This is a genomic window from Thermaerobacillus caldiproteolyticus (assembly GCF_013761245.1).
In the GTDB taxonomy this organism is placed as follows: domain Bacteria; phylum Bacillota; class Bacilli; order Bacillales; family Anoxybacillaceae; genus Thermaerobacillus; species Thermaerobacillus caldiproteolyticus.
The window spans coordinates 502394-515051 of record NZ_JACDUT010000001.1 but is presented as its reverse complement, the minus strand read 5'-3'; the positions used below and the strand labels follow the sequence as shown (position 1 = coordinate 515051).

The 12658-nt window shown below is 41.3% G+C and carries 10 protein-coding genes; all 10 read left to right on the top strand.

The features are described 5' to 3' along the window. Nucleotides 1-246: 246 nt before the first annotated feature. The 10 genes from citZ (at nucleotide 247) to HNR31_RS02580 (ending at nucleotide 12482) form a co-directional block, all read left to right on the top strand. Nucleotides 247-1365, top strand: a complete 1119-nt coding sequence (gene citZ / locus HNR31_RS02625) for a citrate synthase (protein ID WP_181554691.1) — start codon at nucleotides 247-249, stop codon at nucleotides 1363-1365. A gap of 75 nt (nucleotides 1366-1440) precedes the next feature. Further along, nucleotides 1441-2715, top strand: coding sequence for an NADP-dependent isocitrate dehydrogenase (icd, locus tag HNR31_RS02620; protein WP_181554690.1), 1275 nt, complete (start codon nucleotides 1441-1443; stop codon nucleotides 2713-2715). 19 nt (nucleotides 2716-2734) lie between these two features. Next, entirely contained in the window at nucleotides 2735-3673 is a 939-nt protein-coding gene (gene mdh, locus HNR31_RS02615) for a malate dehydrogenase (protein ID WP_181554689.1), read from the top strand. 88 nt (nucleotides 3674-3761) lie between these two features. Beyond that, entirely contained in the window at nucleotides 3762-4232 is a 471-nt protein-coding gene (locus HNR31_RS02610) for a MaoC/PaaZ C-terminal domain-containing protein (RefSeq protein WP_181554688.1), read from the top strand. 96 nt (nucleotides 4233-4328) lie between these two features. Continuing rightward, nucleotides 4329-5042 (top strand): response regulator transcription factor, encoded by a 714-nt coding sequence (locus HNR31_RS02605; protein ID WP_181554687.1) that lies wholly within the window; start codon nucleotides 4329-4331, stop codon nucleotides 5040-5042. Next, a complete protein-coding gene (gene pnpS, locus HNR31_RS02600) occupies nucleotides 5035-6783 on the top strand; it encodes a two-component system histidine kinase PnpS (RefSeq protein ID WP_181554686.1) in 1749 nt (582 codons plus the stop codon). The genes HNR31_RS02605 and pnpS overlap by 8 nt, the downstream gene beginning before the upstream one ends. Before the next feature lie 189 nt (nucleotides 6784-6972). Next, nucleotides 6973-9606: a DNA polymerase I gene (polA, locus tag HNR31_RS02595; protein ID WP_181554685.1), complete on the top strand. Its 2634-nt coding sequence runs from the start codon at nucleotides 6973-6975 to the stop codon at nucleotides 9604-9606. 14 nt (nucleotides 9607-9620) lie between these two features. Continuing rightward, entirely contained in the window at nucleotides 9621-10445 is an 825-nt protein-coding gene (mutM, locus tag HNR31_RS02590) for a DNA-formamidopyrimidine glycosylase (RefSeq protein WP_181554684.1), read from the top strand. A 286-nt stretch (nucleotides 10446-10731) separates the two neighbouring features. Continuing rightward, nucleotides 10732-11331 carry a dephospho-CoA kinase gene (gene coaE, locus HNR31_RS02585; protein WP_181554683.1) on the top strand — a complete coding sequence of 200 codons (600 nt, stop codon included), beginning with the start codon at nucleotides 10732-10734 and terminating at the stop codon, nucleotides 11329-11331. Between the two features lie 122 nt (nucleotides 11332-11453). After that, a complete protein-coding gene (locus HNR31_RS02580; protein ID WP_181554682.1) occupies nucleotides 11454-12482 on the top strand; it encodes a glyceraldehyde-3-phosphate dehydrogenase in 1029 nt (342 codons plus the stop codon). Nucleotides 12483-12658 lie beyond the last annotated feature (176 nt).

Below are 12658 nucleotides of genomic sequence, written 5' to 3'. Positions count from 1 at the left end.
TTGATTCACAAAAGTCAGATAATTGTTTATAATATAGACATAAGCCCTTTTACTTTCAGAAAACAGAAGGATTGATGATGCATTCATATTGTCACCAACGCTTCAGTTGGTGACAATATGAATGCAATATAAAATGTAAGCATTTTCTTTTGGGGTTTTATTCATTCATTTCGAGCAAGCGCTCGCTCTCATATCGTGAAACGCAAATGGGAGAAGGGGAATCTTTAGAGAAAAGGAGAGATGGTTATGACAGTAACACGCGGTCTAGAAGGGGTTGTCGCAACGACGTCCAGCATCAGCTCGATCATTGACGACACATTAACGTATGCCGGCTATGATATTGATGATTTAGCAGAGAACGCGACGTTTGAAGAAGTCGTCTATTTGCTTTGGCATCGCGAGCTTCCAACAAAAGCACAGTTGGAAGAATTAAAGCGGCAATTGGCGGAAAATGCCTCAATTCCCAAAGAAATAATCGATCATTTTAAAGTGTATCCAATTAAAAATGTACATCCGATGGCGGCGTTACGAACAGCGGTGTCTATGTTGGGATTATATGACGAAGAAGCGGATGTGATAGATGCGGATGCGAACTACCGAAAAGCGATCCGTTTGCAAGCGAAAATCCCGACAATTGTGACAGCATTCTCTCGCATTCGTAAAGGACTAGAGCCGGTTGAACCTCGCGAAGATTTAGGATTTGCAGCGAACTTTCTTTACATGTTGACAGGGGAAGAGCCGAACGAAATTGCGGTAGAAGCATTTGATAAAGCGCTTATATTGCATGCAGACCATGAATTAAATGCTTCGACATTTACAGCACGCGTCTGTGTTGCGACATTATCGGATATTTATTCGGGCATTACAGCAGCGATTGGCGCGTTAAAAGGGCCTCTTCATGGAGGAGCGAACGAGGCCGTTATGAAAATGCTTACGGAAATTGGCAGTGTCGACAATGTCCAATCATATATTCATAAAAAGTTTGAAAACAAAGAAAAGATTATGGGATTTGGTCATCGTGTCTATCGACTAGGCGATCCACGAGCAAAACATTTGAAAAAAATGTCAGAGAAGCTCACAAAACTTGTTGGTGAGCCGCATTGGTATGAAATGTCAGCAAAGATTGAAGACATTGTCACATCAACAAAATCATTGCCACCAAACGTTGATTTTTACTCTGCGTCTGTTTACCATTGTTTAGGAATTGATCATGATTTGTTTACACCAATTTTCGCAGTAAGCCGTATGTCAGGATGGCTTGCGCATATTCTAGAGCAATATGAGAACAACCGTCTCATCCGGCCGCGCGCTGAATATACTGGTCCAGCGAAGCGATCATATGTGCCAATCGAGCATAGAGATTGAAATTTGTGGCATAAAGGGTGAGAAGATGTTTGCATGTTCTCACCTTTATTATCAAATAAATTGGAGGTTGTGACAGTGGTTCAAGGAGAAAAAATTACAGTAACAAATGGTGTGTTAAACGTACCAAATAATCCAATCATTCCATTTATTGAAGGAGATGGGACAGGCCCTGATATTTGGGCGGCAGCTTCCCGCGTTTTAGAAGCCGCTGTAGAAAAAGCATACAAAGGCGAAAAGAAAATTGTCTGGAAAGAAGTGCTTGCTGGGGAAAAAGCGTATAATCTTACAGGAGAATGGTTACCGCAAGAAACGTTGGATGTTATTCGTGAATACATAATTGCCATTAAAGGGCCATTGACAACTCCAGTTGGTGGTGGCATTCGTTCATTGAATGTTGCTCTTCGCCAAGAGCTGGATCTATTCGTTTGCTTACGCCCTGTTCGCTACTTTAAAGGGGTGCCTTCGCCAGTGAAGCGCCCTGAAGATACGGATATGGTTATTTTCCGCGAAAATACGGAAGATATCTATGCAGGAATAGAATATGCCAAAGGAACACCAGAAGTGAAAAAAGTCATTGAGTTTTTACAAAACGAAATGGGCGTTCGCAAAATTCGTTTCCCTGAAACATCAGGGATCGGCATTAAACCAATTTCGGAAGAAGGAACAAAACGATTAGTGCGTGCGGCGATTAACTATGCGATCGAGCATGGACGAAAATCCGTCACCCTTGTTCATAAAGGAAATATTATGAAATTTACGGAAGGAGCTTTTAAAAACTGGGGTTACGAGTTGGCTGAGGAAGAATTTGGAGATAAAGTATTCACATGGGCAGAATATGACCGTATCGTTGAAGCTGAAGGAAAAGAAGCAGCCAACAAAGCGCAAGCAGAGGCAGAAGCTGCTGGAAAAATCATCATTAAAGATGCGATTGCGGATATTTTCTTGCAACAAATTTTAACGCGTCCGCGCGAATTTGATGTCGTTGCGACGATGAACTTAAACGGTGACTACATCTCTGATGCCTTAGCTGCTCAAGTCGGTGGCATCGGAATTGCACCTGGTGCGAACATTAACTATGAAACAGGACATGCGATTTTCGAAGCGACTCACGGTACAGCTCCGAAATATGCGGGATTGGATAAAGTGAATCCATCATCTGTTATCTTATCAGGTGTAATGATGTTTGAGCATCTCGGTTGGAACGAAGCAGCGAAACTCATTATTGATGCTATGGAAAAAACAATTGCTTCAAAAGTTGTTACCTACGATTTTGCTCGTCTCATGGAAGGAGCAACGGAAGTGAAATGTTCTGAATTTGCCGATGCATTAATTCGCAATATGGGAGAATAATGGAGAGAGGATGAGAAACATGGCAATGAAACGGAAAAAAATTTCAGTCATTGGAGCAGGATTTACAGGAGCAACAACCGCATTTCTTTTAGCGCAAAAAGAATTAGGTGATGTTGTGCTTGTAGATATCCCGCAGTTGGAAAATCCAACGAAGGGAAAAGCATTAGACATGCTTGAATCAAGTCCTGTTTTAGGCTTTGATGCCAACATCATCGGTACTTCGGACTACGCCGATACGGCCGATTCCGACATCGTTGTCATTACGGCAGGTATTGCACGCAAACCAGGTATGAGCCGAGACGATTTAGTAACAACGAACCAAAAAATTATGAAAGCTGTTACGAAAGAAATCGTCAAATATTCACCAAACTGCTATATTATCGTGCTTACAAACCCAGTCGATGCGATGACATATACGGTGTATAAAGAATCTGGATTCCCGAAAAACCGAGTTATCGGCCAATCCGGTGTGCTTGATACAGCGCGGTTCCGCACATTTGTAGCTCAAGAATTAAATCTTTCCGTAAAAGATATTACTGGATTCGTATTAGGCGGACATGGCGATGATATGGTACCCCTCGTTCGTTATTCTTATGCAGGCGGTATCCCGCTTGAAACGTTAATTCCAAAAGAGCGCCTTGATGCAATTGTGGAGCGCACGCGCAAAGGCGGCGGAGAAATCGTCAATCTGTTAGGAAACGGTAGTGCTTATTACGCTCCGGCTGCTTCTCTTGTCGAAATGGTTGAAGCGATTATTAAAGACCAACGCCGTATTCTTCCAGCGATTGCTTACCTTGAAGGTGAGTACGGCTACGAAGGCATTTATTTAGGTGTACCAACTATCTTAGGTGGCAATGGTATTGAAAAAGTTATTGAGCTTGAATTAACAGATGAGGAAAAGACTGCTCTCGCTAAGTCTGTTGAATCTGTTAAAAATGTAATGAAAGTATTAGAATAACTAAAGAACAACAAAAAATTCGGGGATGATTCCCCGAATTTTTTCCACATAAAAATGAAAACGTTTTCTGAACAAAGGGGTGTTAGCATTGCTAAAAAAGCGTAAACTAGGGAGAAATATATCAGAAATCACGGTCGGGGAAAAGCTTGTAATTAACGCTAAAATTGAAGATAAAGATTTATTGCTTTATCTCGGATTGACAGATGATGCAAACCCTTTATACATTCAGCACGATTATGCTTCACAAACACCGCTGAAAAAGCCGATTGTTCCAGCCATTATGTTAACGGGAATGATCACATCTGCTATTTCGAAATATTTGCCGGGTCCGGGAAGTCATATCACGAAACAAGAAATCCATTTTTTAAAACCAGTTTATCATTACGAGCAATTGCAGTTTTTATTTGAAGTGAAGCATGTAAATGAAGAAAACCATTGCATTGATATTGACGTTCAAGCGTTGCGAGATGAAAAAGAAAAAGTATTGGAAGGCACGTTGTCAGTTTGTCCACCGTATGTGTTATCGGCGTGGGATAGTCGAGTACTAGAAAATTTTTAGAGTGAGAAACCACCTTATCATAAGGCGGTTTCTTTTCTTTTTATGTTTTATGGTATGATAAAGATAAACATCTATCCTACAATGATGGAGGAGTCTATGAGCAAAAAAGTGTTAGTTGTTGATGATGAACAATCGATTGTAACGCTTTTGCAGTACAACTTAGAGCAAGCCGGATTTGAGGTGATTACGGCGAATGACGGAGAAGAAGCGATGGAAAAAGCGCTTAGCGAGCAGCCGAATTTAATCATTCTCGATCTTATGTTACCAAAGCTAGATGGAGTTGAGGTATGTAAACAACTAAGACAGCAAAAAGTAATGATTCCCATTTTAATGCTGACGGCGAAGGATGATGAATTTGATAAAGTGCTTGGCTTAGAGCTGGGTGCCGATGATTATATGACAAAACCGTTTAGCCCTCGCGAAGTATTGGCTCGTATTAAGGCAATTTTGCGGCGCACACAGCTATCAAGTGAACGCGAAGAAAAAGAAGAAAGCGATAAAATTTCGATTGGTGATTTAGAAATCTTCCCTGATTATTATGAGGCTTACTTTCAGCGTAATCGCTTAGAGCTCACACCAAAAGAATTCGAGCTTCTCGTGTATTTAGCAAAAAATAAAGGTCGTGTTTTAACGAGAGATCAACTGTTAAGCGCAGTTTGGAACTATGATTTTGCTGGAGATACCCGCATTGTCGACGTTCATATTAGCCATTTGCGTGAGAAAATCGAGCACGATACGAAAAAGCCATTATACATTAAAACGGTAAGAGGACTAGGGTATAAGCTTGAGGAGCCGAAACGGAATGACTAGTTTCCGTTCCAGACTATTGTTTGCGCTTGTTTCGCTCATTGTCTCGGTATTGATTTGCCTCGGTTTATTGCTCGGCCAGCTGTTTAAAGATTTTTATTTAGAGGCGATGAATAAACGAGTCGAAAAAGAGGCAAAAATCATCGCTCTTTTACTTGAACATGAAACGATTGACATGATTCGCCCGCAATTAAAGGAGATGAGTGAAACGCTGTCGTCGCGCATTACCGTGTTAGATAATCGGGAGCGGACGTTATTGGATACGGGGCGTATTGCTCATATTAGCGATGATGACCATGAAAAAATTGTCCGGGACATTTTGCATAGCAAAAAAAACAAAGAGCTTTCCATCATTGAAGAAAAGCATGATGTCTATTATTACATCGTTCCTTTTTCGAAAAATGGTCAAGAGGCAGGATACGTTATTTTAAGCTCCCCGGTGAATTCGCTGAAAAAGGTCAATCAACAAATTTGGGGAGTATTAATTAGCAGTTTAGGAACGGCTTTAATTGTCATTATTTTGTTAGGATTAAAAATTGCTGACCAATATATGAAGCCAATTGAAGCAGCAACGAAAGTCGCCTTCGAATTAGCGAGAGGAAACTACAAAGCGCGAGTATATGAAACGCGCAGCGACGAAACAGGGATGCTCAGCCATTCTATTAATATTTTAGCCCGCAATTTGCAAGAGATGAGCAAAGTGCAAGAAATGCAAACGGACCGTTTACATACGTTAATCGAAAACGTAGGAAGCGGTCTAATTCTCATCGACAGTCGCGGCTATATTAATTTGGTAAACCGCACGTATAAAGAAATTTTCCATATTCGCCCGGAAGAGTATTTATACCGATTGTATAATGAAGCCTTCGCTCATAAAGAAATCGTCAAGCTTGTTGACGAAATTTTTATGAAAGAAGTGAAAGTACGAAAACAGCTTGTACTGACGGTTGATATTGAACGAAAACATTTTGAAGTATACGGTGCGCCGATTATTGGAACAAACGACGAATGGAAAGGAATTGTTCTCGTTTTTCATGACATTACGGAGCTGAAAAAACTTGAACAAATGCGCAAAGATTTTGTCGCAAACGTATCGCACGAGCTAAAAACGCCGATTACGTCGATTAAAGGATTCGCCGAAACACTACTGGACGGGGCAATGAAAGACGAGCGGGCACTTGAACACTTTTTATCCATTATCTTGAAAGAAAGCGAACGCCTCCAGAGTTTAATCCAAGATTTACTTGATTTATCAAAAATTGAACAGCAAGGGTTTCAATTGCAGTTGGAAACGATCAATCTTTTCCAACTTCTTAAAGAAGTAATTATGATGTTTCATGGAAAAGCGGCGGAAAAAGACATTGATTTACAGCTCAATGTCTCACAACCGATATATATCAATGGAGACAGTAACCGCCTAAAGCAAGTGTTGATTAATTTAATTACAAATGCCCTTACGTACACACCTCAGGGGGGACGTGTAGAAGTAAGCGTTGAAGATCAAAATGAAGAAGTGCTCATTCACGTGAAAGATACAGGAATCGGTATTGATGAAAAGGAAATCCCCCGCATTTTTGAACGATTTTATCGCGTTGATAAAGCCAGAAGCCGAAATTCTGGCGGGACAGGATTGGGGCTGGCGATTGTAAAACACTTAGTTGAGGCACATCACGGCTATATTACGGTCAAAAGCCAAGTTGGAAAAGGAACGACATTTACAGTTCATTTTCCGAAAGAGCAATAGATTTACAAAACATTAACAACGGCTTTACTTCCGATTCATAAACATTTGTTACGATCAGTAGTGAAAACCCCTTCATCCAAGGAGCCAACCCTTGAGAGAGACGAGAACGAAAAAATGTTCTCGTCTTTTTTTATTTATCATGCTAATCATGTTACAATAGAGACAAGATGTTTTTAGGAGGGGACATGTTTGAAAAAGAAACTCGTACTAATCGACGGAAACAGCATTGCTTACCGCGCTTTTTTTGCGCTGCCGCTTTTACATAATGAAAAAGGAATCCATACGAACGCGATTTATGGCTTTACGATGATGTTAATGAAAATTTTAGAGGAAGAACAACCGACGCATATGCTGGTGGCGTTTGATGCAGGTAAAACGACGTTTCGTCACAAGACGTTCGAAGAGTATAAAGGGGGCCGGCAAAAAACACCGCCGGAATTATCGGAACAGCTCCCGCTATTGCGCGAGTTGCTGGATGCTTACCAAATCCGTTCGTATGAACTCGAGAACTACGAAGCAGACGATATTATCGGTACATTATGCACACAGGCGGAAAAAGAAGGATTTGAAGTAAAGGTCATTTCTGGGGACCGCGATTTAACGCAACTTGCTTCCGAACATGTTACCGTTGACATTACTCGAAAAGGAATTACCGATGTCGAGTCGTATACACCGCGTTTGATTGAAGAAAAATATGGGCTTACCCCAAAGCAAATTATTGATTTAAAAGGATTAATGGGCGATACATCAGACAACATTCCGGGGGTGCCGGGCGTTGGAGAAAAAACGGCGCTAAAGCTTTTAAAAGAATTCGGGACAGTGGAACATCTTCTTGAATCACTTGAACAAGTGAGTGGGAAAAAGTTAAAAGAAAATCTTGCAGAACATCGCGACCTAGCGCTAATGAGCAAGGAATTAGCCACGATTTTGCGCGATGCCCCGCTTGAAATCACGATTGAAGATACGGAATATCACGGGTACAATCTCGACAAAGTGATTGCCTTATTTAAAGAGCTGGGGTTTAACTCGTTACTAGGAAAAATCGCTCAACAAGAGGACGTTGAAGACACAACGGAACTATCGTCTATTGACTATACTATCGTCAAGGATGTGACCGACTCTATCTTAACAAATGAAGCGGCACTTATTGTTGAAGTACTTGAAACCAATTATCATAAAGCTCCGATTCTCGGATTTGCCATTGCCAATGAGAGGGGAAACTTTTTTATACCGACTGATGTTGCGTTATCATCTTCTCTCTTCAAACATTGGCTGGAAGATGAGACAAAGAAAAAAAGCGTCTTTGACGCCAAAAGAGCGATTGTCGCTTTAAAATGGCAAGGAGTTCATCTACAGGGAATTGATTTTGATTTATTAATCGCTTCTTATATTTTGAACCCATCGCAGTCAACGGAAGATATTGCATCCATTGCGAAAACAAAACAATATACGGACGTACAAACGGATGAAGCGGTATACGGAAAAGGAGCCAAACAAAAAGTACCGGATGAAACGGTTCTTGCTGAACATCTTGTCCGGAAAGCAGCTGCCATTCGCGCTTTAAAAAATGAATTCATTCAAGACTTACAAGAAAATGAGCAATACTCCCTTTTTACTGAATTAGAATTGCCGTTAACGCTCATTCTAGCGGAAATGGAATTTACCGGCGTCAAAATCGATGTCAAACGATTACAGGAAATGGGAGAGGAGTTAAGCGAGCAGCTGAAAACCATTGAACAGGAAATCTATGAACTTGCTGGACAAGAATTTAATATTAACTCCCCAAAACAATTAGGAGTTATTTTGTTTGAAAAATTGCAGTTGCCGGTTATCAAAAAGACCAAAACAGGCTATTCAACATCGGCGGATGTATTAGAAAAGCTCGCTTCTTATCACGAAATCGTTGAGAAAATTTTACACTACCGTCAATTAGGAAAAATTCAATCTACGTATATCGAAGGATTGCTGAAAGTCGTTCATGCTGACACGAATAAAGTGCATACGATTTTCAATCAGGCGTTAACACAAACAGGAAGATTAAGCTCGACCGAACCGAACCTACAAAACATCCCGATTCGCTTAGAAGAGGGAAGAAAAATCCGTCAAGCGTTTGTGCCGTCCGAGCCGGATTGGGTCATTTTCGCTGCTGACTATTCGCAAATTGAATTGCGCGTTCTTGCCCACATTGCCAATGATGAAAATTTAATCGAAGCATTCCGTCATGATTTAGATATTCATACGAAAACGGCGATGGATATTTTTCATGTAAAAGAAGAAGAAGTAACGCCGCAAATGCGCCGCCAAGCAAAAGCGGTTAATTTCGGCATTGTATACGGAATTAGTGATTACGGTTTGTCACAAAACTTAAATATTTCCCGAAAAGAAGCGGCGCAATTTATTGAACGGTATTTTGCTAGCTTTCCAGGCGTCAAACAATATATGGAAGATATTGTGCAGCAGGCAAAACAAAAAGGATATGTGACAACATTATTACACCGTCGTCGCTATCTTCCTGACATTACGAGCCGCAACTTTAATTTGCGCAGCTTTGCGGAGCGAACGGCGATGAATACGCCGATTCAAGGGAGTGCAGCCGACATTATCAAAAAAGCGATGATCGATTTAGCGAACCGATTGGAAAAGGAACAGCTGCAGGCACGCATTTTGCTGCAAGTTCACGATGAATTGATTTTAGAAGCTCCGAAAGCGGAAGTGGAACGATTGAAGCAAATTGTCCCTGAAGTGATGGAACATGCGATCGAATTAAATGTACCGCTCAAAGTCGATTATCATTTCGGACCAACATGGTATGACGCAAAGTAAAGGGAGTGATGATAGTGCCAGAATTACCAGAAGTCGAAACGATCAGACGAACGCTCATTCCATTAACCGTCGGAAAAACGATTCAAGACGTAAAAGTATTTTGGCCGAACATCATTAAACATCCTAGCAATGTAACACAGTTTATTGAGATATTAAAAGGGCAGACGATTCAACAAATTGGACGGCGCGGGAAATTCCTGAAATTCTTTTTTGATGAACATGTTCTTGTATCCCATTTGCGCATGGAAGGGCGTTACCTCCTGCAAACAACGGAGGTACCGCTCGATCCGCATACGCATGTTATTTTCCAGTTTACCGATGGAACGGAATTGCGTTATCGCGATGTGCGGAAGTTTGGCACCATGCACGTATTCAAAAAAGGGGAAGAAGAGCAACAATCTCCGTTGTTGAATCTTGGACCTGAACCGTTTTCTCAATCATTCACTCCGGGTGTTCTTGCCGACAAACTCCAAAAAACAAATCGAAAAATCAAAACTGTGCTTCTTGATCAAGCAGTTGTCGTGGGGCTTGGCAATATTTACGTTGATGAGTCATTGTTTCGCGCGCGCATTCATCCGGAACGTCCCGCTTCTTCCTTAACGACGGAGGAAATCGAGCGCCTGCATCATGAAATCGTTGCTACGCTGCAAGAGGCGGTCGAAAAAGGCGGCAGCACTGTACGATCGTACGTGAATACACAAGGAGAAACCGGGATGTTTCAACTGCAATTATTTGTATACGGACGTAAAGGGGAGCCATGCAAACAATGCGGGCATCCGATTCAAAAAATTGTCGTCAGCGGCCGCGGCACGCATTATTGCGAGCGGTGTCAGCAATAAGGTGAATGCATAGGGATAGGTATAAAATCTATAAAAATACTTAAATATCTCCTGTATCAAATTCAAGTGAAGGAGGTGTGGATCTGGTTACTAAAATCGTTGTCATGTACTGGCCGATGGAAGGAGTGGTACATGACGTAGCTGTCGCTAACAGCGAACCACTGGTGGTCATTCGCAGCAGGTGAATGACCAAGAGATTCCCTTCCAGATGGAATACAGTGAGAATCCGGGCGGCAAGCAGTTTTGCTGGTTCGATCGCGATAAGTAGATTTTAGTAATCAGGAGAATGTCATTAACGATTGGTTTAACAGGTGGTATTGCGAGCGGCAAAAGCACGATTACACGGATGATGCGGGAACTGGGGATCCCTGTGATCGACGCTGACCAAGTGGCCCGCGAAGTCGTTGAAATTGGTAAAGAAGCGTATAAGAACATTATTGAGGTGTTTGGCCGGGAGATTTTACAGGAAAACGGAGAGATCAATCGTGCGAAGCTCGGAGCGATCGTTTTTCATGATGAAGAAAAACGAAAAAAGCTGAACGCGATTGTTCATCCGGCTGTTCGTCAACATATGCTCGCCAAAAAGGAGGAGTATATCCACCGTGGCGAGAAGACGATAGTCCTTGATATCCCGCTTTTATTTGAAAGCGGACTCACCCATTTTGTCGATAAAATTATCGTCGTGTATGTCGATGAACATATTCAGCTTGAGCGCCTCATGAAGCGTAACGGCTTTTCTCAGGACGAGGCGCTCGCAAGAATACAGGCGCAAATGCCGTTACACGAAAAAGTGAAAAAAGCTGATGCGGTAATTGATAATAATGGAACGATTGAAGAAACAAAACAACAGTTGCTACAAATTTTAACAAAGTGGGACGTCCTATAAAATTAGGACGTCTTTTTTATTATTTTTATGTTATTTTACCTCCACAAACCCTTAAAATATGTTATACTATTTATACAAAATGCTGTTTATTAGTATAACATATATATGAGGGGAGAAAGCTAATGAAAGCAAAAATAGCGATTAATGGGTTTGGACGAATCGGGAGAATGGTGTTTCGAAATGCCATCGACGCAAAAAACTTAGATATCGTTGCCATTAATGCAAGTTACCCAGCTGAAACGTTGGCTCATTTAATAAAATATGATTCCAATCACGGAAAATTTTCGGGGGAAGTCATTACGCTAGAAGATGGACTTCTTGTAAATGGAAAAAAAGTAAAGTTGTTAAGCTTGCGCGATCCGAAAGAGCTTCCATGGAGAGAACTCGGTATTGATATTGTTATCGAAGCGACAGGAAAATTTAACTCGAGAGAAAAAGCGAACTTTCACTTAGAAGCGGGGGCCAAGCGCGTGATTTTAACCGCTCCTGGAAAAAACGAAGATGTGACGATTGTGATGGGCGTCAATGAACATATGCTTGATGTTGAACAGCATTTCATTATTTCCAACGCCTCTTGTACAACGAACTGCCTCGCTCCGGTAGTAAAAGTGCTTGATGAAGCATTTGGAATCGAAAACGGGCTCATGACAACCGTTCATGCGTATACAAACGATCAGAAAAATATCGATAACCCGCATAAAGATTTGCGTCGTGCCCGCTCTTGCGCCCAATCGATTATTCCAACAACAACAGGTGCAGCGAAAGCGTTATCGTTAGTATTGCCGCATTTAAAAGGAAAATTGCACGGCATGGCGCTTCGCGTTCCAACGCCAAATGTGTCGTTAGTTGATCTAGTTGTCGACGTTAAGAAAGAGGTAACGGTGGAGGAAGTGAATGAAGTGTTCATTCGTGCCGCTAATGGATCGCTAAAAGGAATCCTTGATTTTACAACGGAACCGCTTGTCTCGATCGATTTTAATACGAACCCGCATTCAGCAATTATTGATGGATTATCAACGATGGTCATGGAAGGACGAAAAATTAAAGTATTAGCTTGGTATGATAATGAATGGGGCTATTCATGCCGCGTAGTTGATTTAACGAGCTTAGTGGCAAGCAAAATGATGGAAATGGTACAAGTTAATGCTTGAGAAACAACGCAGCGCTGATGGTGATCATCGGCGCTTTTTCTGTTTCTGAAGCGTTTTTATGATGGAATAAAAGAAAGAAAAGATAACAAACAACATCCCTTTAACAAAAAATTAAAAAATTGTATTGCAAAAAAAAAATAAACAAAGTATACTATGTCTCGTGAACTTCTTAAACG